The following is a 20,642-nucleotide window of genomic DNA, read 5'->3' on the forward strand; positions in this document are numbered from 1 at the left end:
TTTTCTCAATGGAACTCAGTTGGTAGAGTTTTCATGAAAGAGTAAACATACTTTACTATTTCCAAATCGTAAGTATTCAGTGCGCTATCAGCCGAAAACTACTTAGTTATATATTGAATGGTTAGCGAATTACCACGGTTGACCTGGGTGACCTGGCCCGCCAAAGTAAATCAGTGCACTGGTCTGCTTCGTAGAAAAAACAACGACTCACCCCATGAAGCCCTGTGTGTGCTTAATCCTGTTGCTGGTTAGTGGGCTGGCTGTAGCCCAGACCACCTATTGCAACCCCATCGACTTGGACTACCGCTATAATTTTGAGCAGACCAATGAGGGCATCTCCTACCGCTCCGGGGCCGACCCGGTGATCATTCGCCACCAGAACGCCTACTACCTTTTTGCCACCATTCAGGGCGGCTACTGGCACTCGACCGATATGCTCAACTGGCGGTTTGTGACCCCCTCAATGTGGCCCATGGAAGATATGTGCGCCCCCGCCGTCGAGTCGGTGAATGATACGCTGTATTTGTTTCAGTCTACATTTGAGCAGCGGCCCATTCTAATGTCCACAGCCCCCGAAACAGGTAAACTCCAGTTCTATAACCGCTGGCTACCGCGCCTGCCCAAAGACATTGGCCCCTGGGACCCGGCCCTGTTCCATGACAAAGACACCAATAAATGGTATATGTACTGGGGGTCGTCGAACGTGTATCCGCTGTTTGGGGCTGAGTTGGACAAAAGCCGCAACCTGACCTACGCCGACCGCAACGCTGCCACCGTAGCCAAGCCCATGTTCTGGCTCGACCCTTGGGTGCACGGCTGGGAACGCTTCGGCCCTAACCATGCCGACCTGGTGAAACCCTTCACCGAAGGAGCCTGGATGACCAAGCACAATGGCACCTATTACCTGCAATATGGCGCACCCGGCACCGAATACAACGTCTACGCTAACGGCACCTACACCAGTAAGTCGCCGCTGGGGCCGTGGGACTACGCGCCCTATAACCCCATTGCCTATCACCCCGGCGGCTATGCCACGGGTTGCGGCCACGGCAACACGTTTCAGGACGAATGGGGAAACTACTGGAACACCGGCACCACCTGGATTGGCCTGGTCTGGGGCATGGAACGGCGGATGGTGATGCACCCGGCGGGCTTCGACAAAACCGATCAACTCTACGCTGACACCCGCTTCGGCGATTGGCCGCACAAGATGCCGACAAGTAAATGGGACACCCAAAACGGCCCCAAAGGCGATGACACATTTATGGGCTGGATGCTGCTGAACTATAAAAAACCTGTTACGTCTAGCTCTACACTAGATACCCTCCGGGCCGCGTTTGCTGTGGACGAAAACCCGCGTACATTCTGGGCCACGCGCAACAAACCCGGCGAGACCCTGACCGTTGACCTGGGCAGCGAACAGACCGTGCGGGCCGCGCAGGTGAACTACGTGGACCACAAAAACACGATCTTCAAAACTGATGCGTCGGTTTACACACAGTTCAAATTGCTAGGGTCGGTCGACGGAAAAACGTGGCGCCCCCTGGCCGATTTGACCGACACCACCCGCTGGGGCAAGCGCGACCGGGCTTGCGCGTATGTGGCCCTCCCTAAAGCCGAAAAAGCCCGATACGTGCGCTATGAGCATGTTTATACCGCCGGACCCTATCTGGCCATCAACGGGTTTCGCATCTTCGGAAACGGCACAGGCAAAGCCCCGGTCACGCCTGCCGGGCTGCTGGCAAAACGCCAGAAAGACGACAGGAATGCCGACCTGAGCTGGCAGCCGGTGCCGGGGGCGCTGGGCTACAACGTCCGCTGGGGCATTGCGCCCGACAAGCTTTACCAAACCTATCAGTTCTGGGCCGACGACCCCGTTGGCCGCCCTGGTAAACCCTTCGAGCTCCGTGCCCTGAACCGCGGCGTACCCTATTTTTTCGCCGTCGAGGCTTTCAATGAAACCGGTGTTTCCGGTCTGAGCGACGTTGTCGCGGCCAAATAGTCCAACAACACTCTTCCTCATAACGCGGTTATATACACATTGTACACAACACACGTTATGGCCCACTACCCTATCTATACTCCACAACAACAGCGCATCCTGCTCATAACCAGCCTATTGGTACTAGGTGGTTTTATTATAGCGGGCCTCCAGGGGTATGTCTCAGCGTTCTTTGGCGCGGGGATCTTATACGTCATCTTCCGGTCTATATTCTACAAGCTGGTCTACCGCAAAAAGTGGAACCGGACGCTGGTGATATCGGGCATTATTGTCTTCTCACTGCTGGCTATCATCCTGCCTTTTTTGGTGCTGAGCTTCCTGCTCATCGACCGGATCCAGTACTACGCAGCCCATACCGATCAGATTTTGGGGTTGGTGAAACAGGTAGAGAACCTCACGCACATCAAGATCACCAGTCAGGAAAATGTCCGTAAAATCCTTCAGCAGGGCGGTACGCTGGCCTCGCGGCAGCTGCCCTCGCTGGCGGGTGGTCTGCTCGATTTTCTAGTCATCATTGGCCTGATGTTTTTCACGCTCTTCTACATGTTGTCTGACGAAGAGACGTTTAAGGAAGGTCTCCGTCGCTACCTGCCGTTTAAGCGCGACACCCTGAGTGATTTGGGTGAACAACTACGCAACAACGTGAATGCCAACGTGTTGGGGCAGGTAGTGGTGTCGTTTGTGCAGGGCGTCCTCACCGGCCTTACGCTCTGGATCTTCGACGTTCCCGATGCCGCGTTTTGGGGTACGGTGGCCTTTTTTATGGCCTTTATTCCCGTACTGGGCACGCCCCTGGTCTGGGCGCCGGCGGGCCTGATCCAACTTTCGCAGGGCAACACCTCGCAGGGGGTGGGCATCCTGCTGGTAGGGGCCATTGTGATCACCAACATCGATAACGTCCTGCGGATCACACTAGCCAAGCGCATGGGCGACGTACACCCGCTGGTTACGCTGGTGGGCATTGTGGTGGGCGTACCCATTTTCGGCATCCTTGGCCTGGTCATCGGCCCAACCATTCTTTCTTTTTTCATCGTGCTGATGCAGGTCTTCGCCAAACAGAATAAAGCATCACGCGAGGAAGCCGAACTCGATGAAGCCAACGTAGAAAAACGCGCGGAAGCAAAGGCTGAACAGTGAGTTTAAAGTCCTTTTTTATTCGTATTTTGTGGTTTAATTACACGAATCACAGAACCAATGGAGCGTCTTGTCCAGTACTTTGAACATATTCCCTCGGCCCACCGCAGCCTGATTCTGGTGGGTGGCATTGCTTTTTTCTGGTTATTGGAAAGCATCGTGCCCCTGATCCGGTTCGACTACCACAAGCCCAAACACGCGGGCATCAACATTTTTTTTACGTTCACGACCATCCTCGTCAACTTTTCGCTGGCGTTTATCCTCGTCAAAACGTCCGACTGGGCCGTGGCCAATCACGTGGGCCTGTTGCAATGGGTAGTCATGCCGCTCTGGGCACAGGCCGTGGTGGGCCTGCTCCTGCTCGATCTGGGCGGTGCCTGGCTGGCCCACTGGACCGAGCACCACGTAAAATGGATGTGGCAGTTTCACGTCGTACACCATTCGGATCAGTATGTAGACACCACCACGGCCAACCGCCACCACCCCGGCGAGAGCGTGATTCGGTTTTTGTTTACCACCGCCGCCGTGCTGGTGGTGGGCGCGCCCATGTGGCTGGTGTTCCTATATCAGGCGTTATCGGTGATTCTGTCGCAGTTTAACCACGCCAACATCGAGCTACCCCGCTGGGCCGACCGGGCTGTTAACTGGCTGCTTGTCACGCCCAACATGCACCACGTGCACCACCATTACGTACTCCCCTACTCGAACACCAACTACGGCAACATTTTCTCAGTCTGGGACCGCCTCTTCCAAACCCACGCAGAACGGGCGGGCAAAGACCTCATCTACGGCGTCGATACCCACCCCGACGCCCACGAACACAGCCACATCGGCGGCATCCTGAAAGTCCCCTTCCAGCCCTACCGCCAACCCGTCGGTGAGCCTCATGCTCAACCCGGCAATTACGTCCGGCAAACAGGTGCCTTAAGTGGCATGGAACACAGCAAGTAACGCATTAGAGGGGGCTGCTGGGTGCGTTGATGTAGCTTGATTGAATTGGCGAACTACCAACGTACCCAGCGGTCTCATATAAATGAAAACGCGCAGACAAGCATACAGATTTCCAAATACTCTAAGAACAAAAATATGCTTAAAGAATTTATAGAATTCAACAAGGACAAGTATCTGCTTATGTTAAAATGGACATCAGCGATATTTACTATCCTAACTATATCAGGTTTTGCAGTGGGTTTTTTTTATGGGTACAGACCAAAGTACGAATTGTTTCTTGCTATTTTGTTTTCGATAAGTATATTTTTTCCTATTTTTACAATTACAATAGGAACACTTAAGGAGTTTCAGACTTACAGAAAATCAAGAATGGCTTTAAGTAAATATCCTTTCAATGAATTAACTAAACATGGCTTTAGCGAAATATATACTCACAAAGACAGCAAATGGAATTACACGCAGTTCGGACTCATAGGAGAGCTTGATAGTTATTCAATGATTTGCCATGTAAATAATTCTGTTGTGTATATCATGATTCTTACGAACATGGCCAAAATAAGAAGAGAGCACAGAAAAAAAATAAGCGCTGAATTTGGCAGATGGAAAATAGAATATCACTGGCATGGAATTACAATACCATACCGTACTTCCAACAAAAAAAATATATCTTCAAACGAGGTTCTGAATGACATCACACGTTTAGTCGAATTACTAAAAAGGGAGGGATTGACTGCCGGCTATTAACCTTAGAGGCGCATTTTCTGTGTCTTTATAGGTTGCAAGCAGATCAATATTTCAGTTGTTAACCATATCATTGAATAATAAATAACTTAACAAAAGTAAATATTCAATCCATGAATCCAAAAGTTGATTTTTACTTTAACAAAGCCGAAAAGTGGCAGGAAGAGTTAGCACTTCTAAGAACGATCATGCTCGACTGTGGGCTGGCGGAGGAATTGAAGTGGGGCGTGCCTTGCTATACATTTCAGCAGAATAACGTGGCGCTGCTGCATGTGTTCAAGGACTATTGTGCGGTGTTATTTGTCAAAGGGACGCTGTTACAGGATGCCGAAGGTATTTTGGTTCAGCAAACGGAAAATGTGCAATCGGCGCGGCAGATTCGGTTTACTAGTTTGCAGCAAATAACGGAGATGACGGCCGTTTTGAAAGCCTACATTTTTGAGGCCTGTGAAGTGGAAAAGCTTGGCTTGACGGTAGCGTTGAAACAGACAACAGATTACGCCATGCCCGAAGAATTTCGACGTAGACTGGACGAAAATCCGGCGCTGAAAACGGCGTTTGAGGCCTTAACGCCGGGTCGGCAACGGGCGTATTTGCTCCATTTTTCGGCACCCAAACAAGCCAAAACACGGGAAGCCAGAATTGACAAATCCGTACCGCAAATTCTGGTCGGGAAGGGGTTGAATGATGTGTAGTAGTGTTTCTACGCGATCTGTGTGAGCGTAGGCTGGGGTAGCTTAGGCACAGAGTGCCGTAACGTCGGTAAAACAGAGAAATGGTTGGGAGTCGCTAAGCCCCAGCGGGGCGTAACATGCGGATACGCAGAAGATGAGTTCTAGCTTAGGATTTTGCTACCGTATCCGCATGTTGCGCCCCGCTAGGGCTTCGTCGCCACGGTGTCGGCTTTACTTCTACCGACGTTGCGGCACTCTGTGCCTAAACTACCCAACCAGCGGCTAATATCACACAAGTCATTTAGAACTAGCAAATTGGTAAATCAACCAGCCAATACTCTTTTCGGTATAACCTTCGCACTTCCGTAGTTAACTCCCTTCCCATGCTTCGCCGAACCGTTCTTCAGACCCTTTCGCTGGCCTCCGCCGTAGCTTCAGCCTCTACTATTGTTTCGCCGCACACGCTGCTGGCGGCCACCTCGCCTAAAAAGGAAAAACTAGGCGTGGCCCTGGTGGGGCTGGGCTACTACAGCACCGACCTGCTGGCCCCGGCCCTCCAGATGACCAAACACTGCTACCTCGCGGGCATCGTAACGGGCACACCCGCCAAGGCCGAAAAATGGAAAAAACAGTACAACATCCCCGACAAAAACATCTATTCGTACCAGACGTTCGACCAGATCGCCAATAACCCCGATATCGACGTGGTGTATGTGGTGCTGCCGCCGTCGATGCACGAAGAATATGTGGTACGGGCCGCCAAAGCCGGTAAGCACGTCTGGGTGGAGAAGCCCATGGCCGTGACGACCAAAGAATGTCAGAACATGATTGATGCCTGCCGGAAAAATAAGCGCGTGCTCACGGTGGGCTACCGCCTGCACCACGACCCCAACACGCAGTCCTACCGCAAGTTTTTGCGCGATGGCAACATTGGCAAAATCCAGATGGTGAGCTGCTCGGCGGGCTACTACGATGGCCGCACCGATCACTGGAAACAGAAGAAAGAAATGGGCGGCGGCGTCATGTATGATATGGGCGTGTATGTGTTACAGGGTGCCCGCATCGCCACCGGCGAAGAGCCGATTGCCCTCACCGCCCAGCAGTATACCACCCGCCCGGAGGTCTATAAAAATGGCCTCGACGAGACCAGCATGGCCCAACTCGAATTCCCCAGCGGGGCACGGGCGGCAGTGCAGAGCAGCTACGGCATGAACATGAATTTCCTGAACGTGACGGGTCAGAAAGGCAAACTAGAGATGGAGCCTTATTCGGCCTACGAGGGCGTGAAGGGCACGGGCAGCAACGGCTTCACCACCGACGTGGCCTACAAGGCCCCCTGGCAGCAGATGACGCAGATGGACAACGACGCACAGGCCATCATGCAAAACAAGCCCGTGCTCGTCCCCGGCGAAGAAGGTCTGGCCGACATTCGTATTGTCGAAGCGATTTATAAGGCGGCAAAAGAAGGACGGCGGGTCACTTTATAAGAGTTTCAGGTTCAAGGTCTAAAGTCCAATGTTGCGTTAACTCGGCTTTACTAAGCGCAAATAACATTGGACTTTAGACCTTGAACTTTAAACCCACCCGCCTATATTCGCCCTAAATCGACACCGTATGGACCCCGCGCACTTTACCAGCCTCGACACCGAAGACCAATTGAATGCCCTTTATTTCGAAGGCAGTGTGCTGGCCAATCGGTACGAAGACGAATTTATTTTCCTGCTCTATAGCCTCGACAGTTTCTACGTCGAAATCCGCCATGACGCCTACACCAACCGCATTTTGCAGGTCAGCGCGTTTAAATCAACCGATAAGCTGGAGCCTTATTTGCCTTATTTGACAGAGGCTTATTGAGGGGGGGTTAAAGGGTTTGTAGTTTGTGGTTGGTGGTTGCTTCGCGCTTAGTGCCCCGCGGCGGCGGACCGTCTCGACTGCGCTCGGGGTGACAGGCCACTAGATTCAAGTTCTTGAGACAAGATTATTGTCACCCCGAGCGCAGTCGAGACGGTCCGCCGCCGCGGGGCCTAGCTAGCGAAGCAACCACCAACCTCCTCGACCCACACAAATTCACAGCCGATTGGCCCGAATTCACAGTTGAGCGAATACGATAAAACAAGGAATTGACCTTTGCCAAACAATCCCGATGGCATGAACAAGGCAACCTCGTTTTTATTCCTGCTGCTCCTGACCACCCAGACTGCCCATGCGCAGTTCGACTGGGGTAAATACTCCCATAGTTTCCCCGACGGCACGACAGACAATCCCTCAGTAGTTGGGATTATAGCGGCAGTTCCCAAACCGAACGATTCGTATTGGGATATGAAAGCCAGCACTGATAAACTGGCTCAACTGGCTGGCGATTCACTGTTTCGGGGATTTCCACTCGCCGATATCGTAGCCCGCACCACGTTTGATACCGCCCGTGTGCATTTTTTCCTGCACGGCGTGACCCCAAAAAACGCTGCTGAGTATCAGTTTCGGGTGAAAGAATATCCTGGCCAAACGGTGTTGGTGCCCTGGGGTAGCCCCCACCGATTCACCGAGTCTAACCGCCGCGATTGGCCTCAAATGGCTTATTTGGGTGGTTTCACGGCTCCCCTGGGCCACATGATAAGCGTGGAGGCTCGCCAAACGGGCAACCAGCAACTCGTGGGTGCCTCGCTAATTGCCTGGGTGCCCATCAGCCCCGCCATTTCCAGTCTGTACACGTCAAACAACCTGGATGCGTTTCTGAAGAAGTTGCAATACCCCTGGGCAAAAGAAACCGATGCGGGCACGGGCAGCCTGTCGGGCCGGGTAGACAAGCCATCCGACCCGCTGACGTTACCAGCTACCAATAGAAACCTGATCTTCTATTTAACCGACGCGGAGATTTATAGCAAAGAGCAGGTGCAGTATGAGTTGATTTGGGATGGGCAGGTTATTAGGCCCTGGCAGTCGAATGAGTACGATAACAGCTTCATCTGGCTCAAAGACTATACGCCCGGCAGTTACCGGCTTAACATTCGCTACACTGTGCAGCCGCAGCACGTAACCAGCTATTATTTTGCCGTGCAACCAGCCTGGTATCAGTCGCTGTGGTTCAGGAGTATGGTGGGCTTGTTTATTACCGCCTGTCTGGGGGCGGGTGCTTTTGGGGTGCTTTTTGTCCGGCAGAAACAGAAAAACCGCGAGGCAGTGGCCAACAAAACCAAGCTGCAACTGGAGCTAAAGGCCATTTATGCTCAACTGAACCCCCATTTCGTGTTCAACGCCCTAAGCTCTATTCAGGGCCTGATCAACACGGGCGACATTCAGGGAGCCAACACGTACCTGGCTGATTTTGCCCGGCTCATGCGCGAGTCGCTGGCCAACAGCAACAAGGAAGAACTATCGCTGGATAAAGAACTTCAGGGGCTGGACACATACCTGAAGCTGGAACAACTCCGGTTTGGGTTTCGGTATCAACTCACCCTCGACGAAGCCATCAACCAATTCGACACCAGCCTGCCTGCCCTATTGTTGCAACCGTTGGTCGAAAATGCCGTGAAGCACGGCGTTTCGGCGCTTCGGGAGGTGGGTCTGATCACGGTCCGTTTCGACAAAACCGGCGAGGCCATGACCATCTGCATTACTGATAATGGCCGGGGCTTCGACGCCAGCCAGCCAACGGGCGGATTTGGCCTGAAACTAACCCACGACCGGATCAAGCTGCTGAATGAACTGAACAGCGAACAGCCTATTCAACTAACTATCAATCAGCTGGTTACTAACGGTACTGAGGTACTACTACGGTTTAATAACTGGTTTGCATGAAGGCGATTCTGATCGACGACGAACCCCACAGCCTGGACAACATACAGGCGCTGCTACAGACCTACTGCCCGCAAGTGACGTTGTGCGCCACGGCACTATCGGCAGCAGCGGGCCGCGCCATGCTCTATGCACACCAACCCGACCTGGTGTTTCTGGATATTCAGATGCCCGGCCAAAGTGGGGTCGACCTGCTTCGGAGCCTGCCCGCTTATGATTTCGAGGTCATCATCGTGACCGCCTACGATCAGTACGCCATTCAGGCCATGCGGTTGGCCGCCGTCGATTACCTGCTCAAACCGGTCGACATCGGCGAGTTACAGGCGGCTGTAGACAAGGCCATGAAGCAGCGCCGACTAAAAGCACATAACCAACAGTTAACCAACCTGTTAGCTCTGCTCACGAGCGGCCAAGCCAACGAAGAGCAACGCATAGCCCTGGCCACCGCAAAGGAAACCCGGCTCGTGAAAGTGGGCGAGATCATCCGTTGCGAGTCGGCCAATAACTACACGACGTTCTTTCTGGGTGATGGCGAGGCATTGCTGGTGTGCAAGCCCATCTACGAATACGAAGAACTGCTCCAGCCCCACGGTTTTCTGCGCTGCCACCAGTCTCATCTGGTGAATAAGCAGTGGATCAAAAGCTGGAAAAAGGTATACGGCGACTTCCTGCTCTTAACCAACGGCACTGAAATACCCATCTCCAGGGGCAAGCGCGAAGCGATCAAACGAGCGCTTAACCTGCTGTAAATCAATCTATTTAATTAAATTTCTACGCTGATGCGAAATTCAGTCGCTACTATCCTTATGCTCTTTTTTTTAGGGCATCAGTCGCCCGCAAGCGCACCCCCCAAAGCCAGCAGCCCCGTTCGGTTGTCGGAAACTTACGAACTGGCCAACATCATTCTGGCACTCACCGACTATGGCAAAACAGACCGTTGGGAAGTGGCTCAGCAGTCGGCCTATTACCAGCAGGTGCGTGCCTACTTTGCGCCCTATGCCAGCCATCCTCTCCTGACCAGGGTGAATTATTCGCGCGAAAAATGGGAGAGCTACCTCAGTTTCCGCACCGATGCCTACGCCTTTTCATTCGACACCAACAGCCGCCTGGTCAGGACCATTGACTTTCACGCGAATCAGGGCTTTAATCCGTTCGAGGAGCATCTGGAGCTGATTCATGACTTTGTGAAAACGACCGGATTCCGCCGGTTTTACCGCGATCACCTGCCTTATTATCAGGACCTGGCCACGGCTTATTTGCAGTCGCAACGGTATGGCGAGATGCGGCACTTCCTGGAACGTGAGTTCGGCGAACGACCGGAAATAGCCACCTATGCCATCGTGGTCTCGCCGCTGGTGGGGCGCATGAACTGTCACCGCATAGTGGCGGGCGTAGGCACCGACTTTATTTCCCTGCCCGATTTTCTGCTCACGGGCAAAGCCCCACACACAGTCACCCAGGCAGAGATTGCCTCCGGTACGCACATGCTATTTACCGAACTGGACCACGCCTTTGTAAATCCGCTCACCTACCAGCACCGGGCATTGCTGCGGGCCAATTTTACCGTTACAAAGTGGGACAAGGGTAGCGGGTATGACAAAGACAGCGTATCGACATTTAACGAATACATGACCTGGGCCGTGTATGACCTGTACGTGCAGACCTACTTCCCCGCCGTGGCGGCCAACGTAAGCCAAGATTGGGCCTTACAGAACGCCACGCGCGGTTTTTTTGCCAGTTCGTTAGTCAATCAGGAGCTGACCCACCTCTACAACAACCGCCGACGGGGCCAAACCATTCGGGATCTTTATCCGGCTTTGGTCAAGCGGCTGGGCATCCGGCAGGCGTCGCTGAGCCAACCAGCGATTACCGATTTTAGTTTTGATAATCAGACGGTTACAGATTCGATAACCACAGTTATTCTTCACTTCTCCGAACCGATGACCCCCTGCCAGTCACTCGATCTTATCAGGGTAGTTGAGCAGGGAGGTAGCGCCAGGCAGGACCGGCTGGTATTGACCCCTGAAACAAACAAGCTGGTCTGGACAGCGCAAAATACGACCCTGTTGTTTACTCTGCCGCTGCTAAACGGAGCCGTGAATACCCTTGTCTTCAATTATCCCTGGAAAACCCAAATCACCCTCCGCAATAGTAAGGGCGTTGATCTGCCGCCATACAGTCGTATCAATATCAAGGTCGCCACCAACTAAGGGTCGAGTGCCATTGGGCCGTCCATCATATCGCAGACGTAGACCAATACAATGTCTGGCTGTTCCTGAAAGTACAACGATAGGGCCTTGATAATTGTCTGATGAACGCGTGCATCAGCACCTGATTTCGCAACTAATGCTTTGTTTTATGGCCTAAAACCAACCATCCGAACAAGCGTAGAGAAGGGTTCTTCAGGAATATAATCCTCTCCAGCTGTGAGGTAGATTTCATAAGGAACAGCATCGTCTGTTACAAAATAGAAGTCTTTACCGTTACTGCTCAGTGGGTAACTTGGGAGGTTGGATAATCTTGACACCAGTGAAATTTTTCAGCGTACCGTGCTCGTCTAAGTGCTTGTTAATAGCTTCCTTATCTGCTTTCATACGTTGAATGGCTTTACCCAAATCATGAACTTTCGGTTTCGTTTCCATGGCCAGCTTCGTTGACTAGTTGTTCGTAAACATACAACGTTCTGGTTACCAATAACGTTTTTGCCCCGTTCCCATTCGCAACAAGGGCTGGTCTATTCTCCGCTCCGTTGCTTTTCTTGCCTCCCCATACGCTGCCCTGGCCTACAATTTAGGCTCCCAGACCAGGTTTGTGTAGTAAAACCCACCCACTGCCGGACCGCCAATGAAGGTATAGTAAGGTTTATTAGTCAGGTTCGTCCCGCCTGCTTTTATGAAAAGATGCAACGCCCGGAGCGGGTAACTGACCTGAGCATCCAGCGTGTTGATGGCCGCTACGCTGCCCGTAGCCAGTTCAGACTGCCACAAAAATGCGTCCTGGTGTTTATAATTGACCGAAAAGCCAAAGCCCCGCCCTAAACTGCCATTCGAGATGCTCAGGTTGGTAATCCAGCGGGGGGTGTTGAACGAGCTTTCCAGCCCATCGCCGTTTTCGGCCCGGTCGAGTTTGGAAAACGACGCATTACCCCCCACCGACCAGTGTTGGGTCAGGCTATAGCGCAGCCCAAGGCTGGCCCCGTAGTTGTAGACCCTCGTTTGCGAGTTGGTCCAGAGCCGGTAGCGATCCTGAGTCGTTGAGGCCGAAAAATAGGAGGCCAGCGAATCGGGGTTTTTGCCTTTGGCCAGGTTGGCGTTGACCTGCGCAATAAAATCCTGATAAGCGCTATAGTACACATCGACGTCTAGGTAAAGACGCTGCCGACAGACTAACCCCCTGTAGCCCAGTTCTATACTATTCACCTGCTCGGGTTTCAGGTAGTTGTACAGGCTTTGTTTTAACAACGCCTTATTTTTCTCAATGGCCTGATCGGTGGTGAGTTTGTTGGTGTTGACGTCGGTGGTGATCGCCGACTGGAAAGCATTGATGGAGGTAACCAGGTAGGCGTTCTCGTAGATCCCCTGCGACATGATCGGTAAGCCACCCACTCGTTTTACCCCACCCGAATTGATGTTGGTGAACCCCTCGAAGAGCGACGGAAAGCGGTAGCCATTCTGGTATGACACTCGGATGGTGTGCGCCTCGGCCGGTGAATACACCGTCGACAGCCGGGGGTTCAGGCGGGCAGCGAAATAGTCATTTTTGTCGAGCCGGAGCGACCCCGCCACCTTGAGTTTTTCGTTGAAAAACAGGCGGCTGAGCTGCACAAACCCGCCAGTTTTGCCATACACCAGGTTGCGGCCCGGCTCGGAAGGGTTGATAAAATAGTTGCCATCGGGAAACACCACATACCGCCGGAAGTCGAACCCCGCCTGAATAGTCAGGCCTGTCTGCTCACGAAACCGCTGCCAGTATACCCGCGTTGGTTCCACCTGCCCTTCGGCATGATACATCCAGGACTGCACCCGCAGGGCAGCACCAATGTCCCAGTTGTTGATGTCGCGCAGCCGGGCAACCAGGTCGTTGAACACGGGCGTACCGGGTACCGGGCGCCCTCTGTCGGCCACGGCACGGGCATCGCGCAGGGCAGCGGGCACGGCCATACCGGCTTTGGTATCGGCATTGAACTGGCTCACAAAATCACCAAACCATTGATTGTCAGATTTGTAGGCTTTATCAATATTTTCGGCCATCGACCGGATGTTGTAGGAATTACCCGTGTTTTCGTGGGTTTGGTAGGCCCGAATCTGAACCGACGGCGTGGTAAACGTAAGGCTGTGCTGATCGAGCCGGTACTTGTCGAGCCGAAAACGGTTGGTGCGCTGATATACGTTGTCGAGGGTAGCGCCCTGGTAGGTATAGGCCAGTTCGACCGTTGGCGAGAAGCGGTAATGCAGCGACACGTCGCCCCGCAGGTTCCGCAGGCCGTAGTTGGTTGCCTCGGCTTCGTAATAACCCGTCCGGCCCACGCTGTAGCGTTTGCCGCCCAGCGTGAGCGTTCGGCGGTTGGCGGCTTCGTTGCCATAGCCGTTTACCGGGTCGTAGGCGGGATTATCAGGGCCGAATAAGTTGAGCGAGGCATTCCCGTTGGGGTTCAGGTCGGCGCGGTTGTCGGCCACCCAGTCATACCCCTGCTGATAGACCAGATTCACCTTAAACGCCACCCGATTGCCCAGCCGATGGGCATAGCGTAGCGAGGTTTCGGCATACAGTTTGGGGCCAACAGCCGGATCGTTTACGTGGTTGACACCCGTCTTCTGACCAATACTCAGCCCCGGCGAATCGAAGGGGCTTCGGGTGAGCACGTTGACCAGACCATTGAGCGCATTGAGGCCATAAAGCGCCGACGCCACACCCGGCACCAGCTCTACCTGCCGAATGTCGAGGTCAGACGGAGCCAGGGCACTGGCAATGGGTGCCCCAATGTGCGGAGCTTGGTTATCGCGGCCATCGACAAGCTGCACAAAACGGACGTTGGTGGTGGCAGCAAAACCCCTGGTATTGTAGACCTTAAAGCCCAGGCTGGAGGTGAGCAGCTGAACGCCTTTCAGGTTTTCGATGGCGTCGAAATAGGAAGGCTGGGCCGACAGCCGGATGCGCCGGGCGTCGATCACCTCAATACTAACGGGCGATGTCAGGATGTTTTCGGCAACCCGAGACGCCGACACTACTACGTCGCTCAACTGAATCTGCCGTAGCGAATCGTGCGGGGTAATCGTGCTATCGGGCAGGACAGCCGCCTTCAGCGTGGCACTAATCAGCAGTAAAGCCGGGAAGAGGTAATTCATAAAGGGCGTTATTTCCAAACAAATATAACCCTTCGGGCCGTTGGTCAGCTTTCCCGGTATGTTAAGCGAGGTAGCAGATTAAAGAGGGCCTATCAACCGGGTAGTCGGCTTATTTCGTCGCGCAAGAATTGTTGAAACCGTTCCTGTAACGCCTGAAAATGGTTCAGGTACTTTTCGCCCTCGGCGGTGATCAGCGTGCCCCCTCCCTTCTCGCCGCCGGTTTGGGTAATAACTAAATCGTGGTCGGCCTGCTGATTCATCGAATGCACTAGTGTCCAGGCACGCTTATAAGACATTTGCATAGCCTTGGCCGCCTGATTGATCGAGCCTGTCCGCTGAATATGACCCAGCAGTTCCAGCCGCCCAATGCCCATAAAACGCTCGGTTACGTCGCCAGACGTGGTTTCAAGCCAAATTCGGCCATTCAGGGTTAGATTAGTCATTGGTCATTGGTCATTCGCTACGCCCGCACCGGCGTACCGGTCATTCGATGGTCATTCAGTAGTCATTCATCGTTTTTGCACCAAATGACAGCGCAGCGAATGACCACTGAATAACCCATTGCCTACACATTAAACCAGTACGAGAGCTTCAGCACCAATGCCCGGTTTTTGCTGGTGAGCGAGCCGGGAAAATAGTTTTCCTGATAGACCACAAACAAGTCAGACACGGGGGCGTAGCGCCATTGCAGGCGGGTGTTCAGCAGAGTATTGTCGGTTTGGCTGTTTACCTGCACGGTGGTACTCCAGAACAGTTTCCGCGAAAAGGTCACGTCGAGCCGGGGGCCAACCAGCAGGTACTGCGCTGACTTGTAGGGTTCCGGCAACCGGATATTGTTGTATTCGCTGTAGACGCTCAGCGCACCGTAGGGCTGAAACCGGTACTGTAGCTGGGCCGTGAAGCTGGTATTTTGCCCGTTGAAATACCCGCCAGCATACCCTTCTACGCTGGCATTCAGCAGTTTACGCTTATCGGTATTGAAGTAGCCAAAACACCCCCGCGTGGCAAAGCCTGAGCCTTCGGGCAGTTCGCGGCCGTCGGAGTTAGTGGGATCATAAGGGAAGAACAGGTAAGTGTAGTAAGCGTAGTAGCCCAGCCCTCCTTCCGCGGTGCTGCGAAACTGAAGGTTATAGCCCACGTTCCACTCGCGGTCGGTGAGGCGGCCGTCTTTATTGCGAATCAGCATGAGGTCGGTGAAGGGACCGTGCGAGATCAGCTTGCGGTTGCCCGGTACGTAGAAGGTGGTCTCCAGTTCGGGCAACACCCGCCAGAACCCGCGTCGGTTCACAAAGCCCACGTCGTTGATCTTGTACTGCTGCCCTACGTACTCGTGCGTCCAGGTCAGGGTCAGGTTGCGGCTGGTGTAGCTGAGGGTAGCCCCGTGGGTGTAGGCATCCTGGTCGATGTCTACGCCGTTGCGGGCTTCGCCGGGTTGGGCAGCACGAAACGCGCGGGTATAAAACAGCTTGCCACTCCAGCGGTTGTCGTCGGTTTGTAGTTTGTATTCCAGCCCCGCCAGCCGGGTGTAGCGCATACTGTCGGGCAGGGCACCAATGCCTTGCCGGTTTACCAGAATGGCCGAGATGTTGGACCGCCCAAAAATCTGCCGCTGCAATACGGCCATGGTGTAGTTCTGCCCCGTAATGCCCTTGTCGGGCTGGCTGGCCGTTTGGGTGTTCAGCAGCCCCACGCGCCAGTCTTTACCAATTTTGCCACTCAGCCTCGCCCCGTAGAGCAACGGGTTTTGCACAATTACGCTGGTGGTAGTATCGTAGCTGATGCCAATTCGGCGACTGAAAAACGGGCGGTTCTGCTCGAAGCCAAAGCTGGCAAAGAGGTCCTGATTTTCAATGAAAAACTGCCGCCGTTCGGGGTAAAAAATCTCGAATCGGCTGAGGTTGGTCACCTGCTGATCGGCCTCGACGTTCGAGAAATCGGGATTTACGGTCAGATCGAGGTTCAATGAGGGCGTGACACCAATCTTGGCATCGAAGCCAATGCCTTGCTTGAATGTCCGTTTGCCCCCCAAATCACCCGGATCGCCCAGGTCGTCGGAATAACGAGAGCTGACATACGGAATAAGCGAGACATTAGGGCCGGGGTCGGGCAGGGGGCGGCTGAACCGGACGGTGTCGGCAAAGGCCAGCGCCGACGGTCGGTAGGCAATGGGCACCCGCCGCCAGTTACTGCGCTGGTTATTTTTCAGGTCATGCCGGGCGAAGTTCATCAAAAACCACGCGGCCCCTTTCCGGTACCGAAAGCTCTTAAATGGAATGGCCATTTCGGCCTGCCAGCGGTCAGGCAGCACTTTCACCGCCGACCGCCATTTGTTGTCCCACTCCGAGGCCACCCGTTCGCCGTTGAACATCTGCCCCTCGCGCTCCACACCATAGGGCGTCACATTGAAGGTGAAGCCGTTGATGCGGTCGCCGAACGGGTCAAGGTAAACCGTGAAGTTATCGTTCTGGTCCCACTCGAAGTCCCGTTTCAATGACGAAGCGATGAACCGTTTCTCCGGGTTTTTGTCAAAACAAACCACCGACACGTACAGGTGCGTGGCATCGAAGGTCATACGTACCTGCGTGTCGTTATAGGCCGGTGCAGTGTCGTTGGGAAAGTTTTGAATAAAGCCGGTGGCCACGGCCGCCCGTTGCCAGATGCCCTCCGTCAGCAGCCCGTCGAGGTGAACGGCTGAATCAGTTGGGGCCACATGCAGGGTTTGGGCGTTGAGCAGGTGAGGCAGGAAGAGCAGGATAAATAGTAGTCGTTGATGCATATGGGTACAAAGGTACCTAACAGACCAGCTGTCCTGGCAGGCGGCTATGTCCATTTTATTCATTCATTATGAGCGGTGTATTCAAGTGACGGAATGTATTATTATCGTCAAAAATTCACAAGAATAGTAACTTAAGAAGCGATCCAATCTGGTCATGTTGTCTCGGATAGTTTCGTGCATTCCATTTTTTTCTAACCCATATCACTCCGTATTGATCCATGTTTACCCACGCCCCAAAGCGCTCCATTGGCTGGAGAAGCACGCTACCTGCCTGCCTCTGGCTGGTACTCCTCACAACTACTGTCGGCCACGCCCGACCCACGAACCCCACACGCACGTCGACACCGGATCACTACGCTGACGATCTGGCTATTACGGGTATAGGGTTCACCCCCCTTTCGGCCACCAGCGTCCGGCTCAGCTGGGGTAACCCGCTGGTCGCCTTCGATGATATTTTGGTGGTTGGCAAACTGGGGGCTTCCCTAACCGGCAAGCCTACCAGCGCAACCTATACGGCAGCTGCCAGTTTTACCAGCACAAGCAGCGGTACCGTCGACGGTGGTAAGGTGCTTTATCAGGGAAGAAACGAGAGTGTGGTCATCACAGACCTGACTGCCGGACAGCTGTACTATTTGCGGGTGTTCACCCGGAAAGGGACGGTCTGGAACGAGGGCGTAGAGTTGCCAGTTAGGGTTGCCAATCGGGCGCCGGTCATTTTGTTTACGGCCACGTCGCTCAGCGGCACATCTCCCCTTAGCGTTTCGTTCAACACCAGCAAAACGTATGACCCCGACGGCGACGCACTTATTTACTACGAATGGCGGGATGCCAACACGTTCAAAACACTCTCCAACGAGGCTAATCCCGTGCTGACGTTCTATCCCCAACAAACTCGGGGCGGCAACCTGATAACCTCCTACGAAGTGGAGTTGCTTGTTCGGGATGCCGGGGGCGGGGTCAGCTTCTCGGGCCGTATTCGCATTCAACTCACAAATGTTGGCCCCGATGTTACGATTGAATCGCCAAGCAAAATCAGTTCCTATCGGCTTATGGAAGCACAGGTCTATCCCTTGTCGGCAAAGGTGTTTACGGTAGGCAATCCAATTACTACCTGGCAGGCCACTCTGCACTACAACAACCGGGAGTTTCCGCAGCCGCCCATCACCGTCAATGGGTCTTTGAATGGCAGCGTTAGATCCCAAACGACCTTTGAACCGGTAGGCTGCAACGGCGAAAACTATTATTACCTGATCACCCTTAAAGTGACCGATGGACAAGGCCTGACATTTACAGACACGTCAAGAGCTTACCCTATCTCCGATTGCAGTATTGTCAACGTAAACATCAGTGGGCTAACCGCCACCACACTTGCCAACGGTAGCGTAAAGCTGAATTGGAATAAAGGCATAGTTGTTCGCAACAATTCGCACGATGTGCTGGTGGTGGGCAGAGCAGGCGGCAGCTTCACCGACCGCCCGGCCAGCGCCAGTTACATAACAAGCACTAGTTTCACGGGCAACGGGGCCGCTTACGACGGTGGTAAGGCCCTGTATCAGGGGCTGGACTCGTCGCTGGTGGTTACCAACCTCACGCCGGGGCAACGGTATTTCTTCCGGGTCTACACGCGCGTTCCCAACGCAATCACCGACAAAGCCTGGTCAGGGGGTATCGAAACGAGCATTACCATCCCGGCGGCCACTACCACCTCGCCAACAGCCGTAACGGCGGTGGAACCGGGCAAGTGCTACCGGCTGGTGTCGCGGCTAAGCGGTAAGGTACTGGGGGTAGAAGGCAACGCCACAAACGACGGGGCATCTATACGGCAGCGTACCGACGGCAATCTGTTAAGTCAGGGCTGGCGCTTTACGCCCGACGGTGCCTACTACAACATCTCGGCCCTGCACACCCTCAAAGGCATTCAGGTTGTTAACGCCTCTACAGCGGAAAATGCCCTGCTCGAACAGTGGACTTACTGGGGAGGTAACCATCAGCAGTGGACCGTTCGGCGCACTAACGAGGGTTATTTTACCTTTATCAATCGCAACTCAAACAAGGCCATGACGGTGCTGAACGCCAACACTGCCGACGGGGCCGAGGTTGGTCAGCAAATACCGGGGGCTGGTCAACAGCAACAGTGGCGCATTGAAGAACGCACCTGCAATGCCACCGCCCCCACCAACCGTGCCCCCGTGGCCGTGGCCACAGCCACCTCGCTCAGTGGCACCTCGCCCCTAAGCGTTACCTTCACCGGTAGTAAATCGTACGACCCGGATGGCGACCCCATCACCTACGAATGGGACTTTGGCGATGAGACTTCCTACGTGACCGAGGCCAACCCCGTAAAAGTGTTTGTGGCCAAGCCCGCCAAACTGGGTATCGGACTAATCCTCAACTACACGGTTCGGCTGACGGTCATCGACAACAAGGGTCTTCGAAGCCCTGTGCAAACGTTTTACGTTGCCTTGCAAAATCCGGCTCCGGTCGCATCTATCGACCCCGCCAAGTGCTACCGCATTCAGTCGCGGAGTAGCGGACTGGTGCTGACCGTACCCGCCGGGGCAAGTGCCGACGGTGTTGGTCTACAGCAACGTGCCAATGCCGATCAGGCCTGGCAGAAGTGGCGGTTCACCCCCGACGGGACGTATTACCGGATGTCGGTGCTGCATACGCTCAAAGGCATTCAGGTTGTTAATGCCTCTACAGCGGAAAACGCCCTGCTCGAACAGTGGACCTACTGGGGTGGTGGCCATCAGCAGTGGACAGCGCAACGCAACAACGAAGGCTACTACACGTTTAGCAACCGCAATGCCAATAAGGTTATTTCGGTACTGAACGCCAGCACCGCCGAAGGAGCTGCCATTGTCCAGCAAACGCTGGGTACAGGCAACCAGCAGCAGTGGAGCCTTGTAGAAACCACCTGCCCGGCGGGAGGGCGCATGGCCACGGAAGCACGCATGGCCGCAGCCGAGCCAAGCCGGTCGTTTTCGCTCTATCCCACGCCCGCCAGCAACCAGGTGCTGATTGACCTGAGTGCCAGCGAGGGCCTACCCGTACAACTGACGTTGCACAACATGCTCGGGCGCACTCTTCGGCAAACAGAGATAGAGGCTGCTCCGGCTACGCCCTACAGCTATAGTACTGACCAACTACCTGAAGGGCTTTATCTGATGCAGATTACGCCAGCCAGACAGGTACCCACCACGCTGCGGCTGCTGATTCAGCGATAG

At 54.1% G+C, this 20,642-nt stretch carries 15 protein-coding genes; 11 read left to right on the forward strand and 4 right to left on the reverse strand.

From position 1 onward, the window contains the following. The first annotated feature begins 214 nt into the window (after positions 1–214). The 10 genes from J2I48_RS10190 to J2I48_RS10235 all read left to right on the forward strand — a co-directional run bounded on the left by J2I48_RS10190 (position 215) and on the right by J2I48_RS10235 (position 11,504). The gene (locus J2I48_RS10190) at positions 215–2,002 is read left to right on the forward strand and encodes a family 43 glycosylhydrolase (RefSeq protein WP_207335327.1); all 1,788 of its coding nucleotides are present in this window, start codon (positions 215–217) and stop codon (positions 2,000–2,002) included. 57 nt (positions 2,003–2,059) lie between these two features. Further along, positions 2,060–3,139 carry an AI-2E family transporter gene (locus J2I48_RS10195; protein WP_207335328.1) on the forward strand — a complete coding sequence of 360 codons (1,080 nt, stop codon included), beginning with the start codon at positions 2,060–2,062 and terminating at the stop codon, positions 3,137–3,139. Positions 3,140–3,196: 57 nt separating this feature from the next. Next, the gene (locus J2I48_RS10200; RefSeq protein WP_207335329.1) at positions 3,197–4,087 is read left to right on the forward strand and encodes a sterol desaturase family protein; all 891 of its coding nucleotides are present in this window, start codon (positions 3,197–3,199) and stop codon (positions 4,085–4,087) included. 135 nt (positions 4,088–4,222) lie between these two features. Continuing rightward, on the forward strand, positions 4,223–4,831 hold the full coding sequence (locus tag J2I48_RS10205; RefSeq protein ID WP_207335330.1) for a hypothetical protein: 609 nt from the start codon (positions 4,223–4,225) through the stop codon (positions 4,829–4,831). Positions 4,832–4,941: 110 nt separating this feature from the next. After that, positions 4,942–5,523 (forward strand): YdeI/OmpD-associated family protein, encoded by a 582-nt coding sequence (locus tag J2I48_RS10210; RefSeq protein ID WP_207335331.1) that lies wholly within the window; start codon positions 4,942–4,944, stop codon positions 5,521–5,523. Positions 5,524–5,885: 362 nt separating this feature from the next. Beyond that, positions 5,886–6,989 carry a Gfo/Idh/MocA family protein gene (locus J2I48_RS10215; RefSeq protein ID WP_207335332.1) on the forward strand — a complete coding sequence of 368 codons (1,104 nt, stop codon included), beginning with the start codon at positions 5,886–5,888 and terminating at the stop codon, positions 6,987–6,989. Positions 6,990–7,116: 127 nt separating this feature from the next. Next, complete coding sequence (locus tag J2I48_RS10220; protein WP_207335333.1) at positions 7,117–7,356, forward strand: hypothetical protein; 240 nt, start codon at positions 7,117–7,119, stop codon at positions 7,354–7,356. 294 nt (positions 7,357–7,650) lie between these two features. Further along, positions 7,651–9,297, forward strand: coding sequence for a sensor histidine kinase (locus J2I48_RS10225; protein ID WP_207335334.1), 1,647 nt, complete (start codon positions 7,651–7,653; stop codon positions 9,295–9,297). Then, complete coding sequence (locus J2I48_RS10230) at positions 9,294–10,043, forward strand: LytR/AlgR family response regulator transcription factor (protein ID WP_207335335.1); 750 nt, start codon at positions 9,294–9,296, stop codon at positions 10,041–10,043. The genes J2I48_RS10225 and J2I48_RS10230 overlap by 4 nt, the downstream gene beginning before the upstream one ends. A gap of 57 nt (positions 10,044–10,100) precedes the next feature. Continuing rightward, entirely contained in the window at positions 10,101–11,504 is a 1,404-nt protein-coding gene (locus J2I48_RS10235; RefSeq protein WP_207335336.1) for a DUF4932 domain-containing protein, read from the forward strand. A gap of 273 nt (positions 11,505–11,777) precedes the next feature. Here J2I48_RS10235 and J2I48_RS10240 read toward each other — a convergent pair whose 3' ends face one another. The 4 genes from J2I48_RS10240 to J2I48_RS10255 form a co-directional block, all read right to left on the reverse strand. Next, positions 11,778–11,936 carry a hypothetical protein gene (locus J2I48_RS10240; protein WP_207335337.1) on the reverse strand — a complete coding sequence of 53 codons (159 nt, stop codon included), beginning with the start codon at positions 11,934–11,936 and terminating at the stop codon, positions 11,778–11,780. A gap of 141 nt (positions 11,937–12,077) precedes the next feature. Then, the gene (locus J2I48_RS10245) at positions 12,078–14,639 is read right to left on the reverse strand and encodes a TonB-dependent receptor (RefSeq protein WP_207335338.1); all 2,562 of its coding nucleotides are present in this window, start codon (positions 14,637–14,639) and stop codon (positions 12,078–12,080) included. A 92-nt stretch (positions 14,640–14,731) separates the two neighbouring features. After that, positions 14,732–15,082 (reverse strand): winged helix-turn-helix domain-containing protein, encoded by a 351-nt coding sequence (locus J2I48_RS10250; protein WP_207335339.1) that lies wholly within the window; start codon positions 15,080–15,082, stop codon positions 14,732–14,734. Between the two features lie 122 nt (positions 15,083–15,204). Continuing rightward, positions 15,205–17,415 carry a DUF5916 domain-containing protein gene (locus J2I48_RS10255; RefSeq protein ID WP_207335340.1) on the reverse strand — a complete coding sequence of 737 codons (2,211 nt, stop codon included), beginning with the start codon at positions 17,413–17,415 and terminating at the stop codon, positions 15,205–15,207. A 218-nt stretch (positions 17,416–17,633) separates the two neighbouring features. Between J2I48_RS10255 and J2I48_RS10260 the strand changes: the two genes are divergently transcribed. After that, a complete protein-coding gene (locus tag J2I48_RS10260; RefSeq protein ID WP_207335341.1) occupies positions 17,634–20,642 on the forward strand; it encodes an RICIN domain-containing protein in 3,009 nt (1,002 codons plus the stop codon).

This window comes from Fibrella aquatilis (assembly GCF_017353255.1).
Classification (GTDB): domain Bacteria; phylum Bacteroidota; class Bacteroidia; order Cytophagales; family Spirosomataceae; genus Fibrella; species Fibrella aquatilis.

Coding starts and splice junctions, on each gene's coding strand:
- J2I48_RS10190 (WP_207335327.1), top strand. CDS start 215: ATGAAGCCCTGTGTGTGCTTAATCCTGTTGCTGGTTAGTGGGCTGGCT.
- J2I48_RS10195 (WP_207335328.1), top strand. CDS start 2,060: ATGGCCCACTACCCTATCTATACTCCACAACAACAGCGCATCCTGCTC.
- J2I48_RS10200 (WP_207335329.1), top strand. CDS start 3,197: ATGGAGCGTCTTGTCCAGTACTTTGAACATATTCCCTCGGCCCACCGC.
- J2I48_RS10205 (WP_207335330.1), top strand. CDS start 4,223: ATGCTTAAAGAATTTATAGAATTCAACAAGGACAAGTATCTGCTTATG.
- J2I48_RS10210 (WP_207335331.1), top strand. CDS start 4,942: ATGAATCCAAAAGTTGATTTTTACTTTAACAAAGCCGAAAAGTGGCAG.
- J2I48_RS10215 (WP_207335332.1), top strand. CDS start 5,886: ATGCTTCGCCGAACCGTTCTTCAGACCCTTTCGCTGGCCTCCGCCGTA.
- J2I48_RS10220 (WP_207335333.1), top strand. CDS start 7,117: ATGGACCCCGCGCACTTTACCAGCCTCGACACCGAAGACCAATTGAAT.
- J2I48_RS10225 (WP_207335334.1), top strand. CDS start 7,651: ATGAACAAGGCAACCTCGTTTTTATTCCTGCTGCTCCTGACCACCCAG.
- J2I48_RS10230 (WP_207335335.1), top strand. CDS start 9,294: ATGAAGGCGATTCTGATCGACGACGAACCCCACAGCCTGGACAACATA.
- J2I48_RS10235 (WP_207335336.1), top strand. CDS start 10,101: ATGCTCTTTTTTTTAGGGCATCAGTCGCCCGCAAGCGCACCCCCCAAA.
- J2I48_RS10240 (WP_207335337.1), bottom strand. CDS start 11,936: ATGGAAACGAAACCGAAAGTTCATGATTTGGGTAAAGCCATTCAACGT.
- J2I48_RS10245 (WP_207335338.1), bottom strand. CDS start 14,639: ATGAATTACCTCTTCCCGGCTTTACTGCTGATTAGTGCCACGCTGAAG.
- J2I48_RS10250 (WP_207335339.1), bottom strand. CDS start 15,082: ATGACTAATCTAACCCTGAATGGCCGAATTTGGCTTGAAACCACGTCT.
- J2I48_RS10255 (WP_207335340.1), bottom strand. CDS start 17,415: ATGCATCAACGACTACTATTTATCCTGCTCTTCCTGCCTCACCTGCTC.
- J2I48_RS10260 (WP_207335341.1), top strand. CDS start 17,634: ATGTTTACCCACGCCCCAAAGCGCTCCATTGGCTGGAGAAGCACGCTA.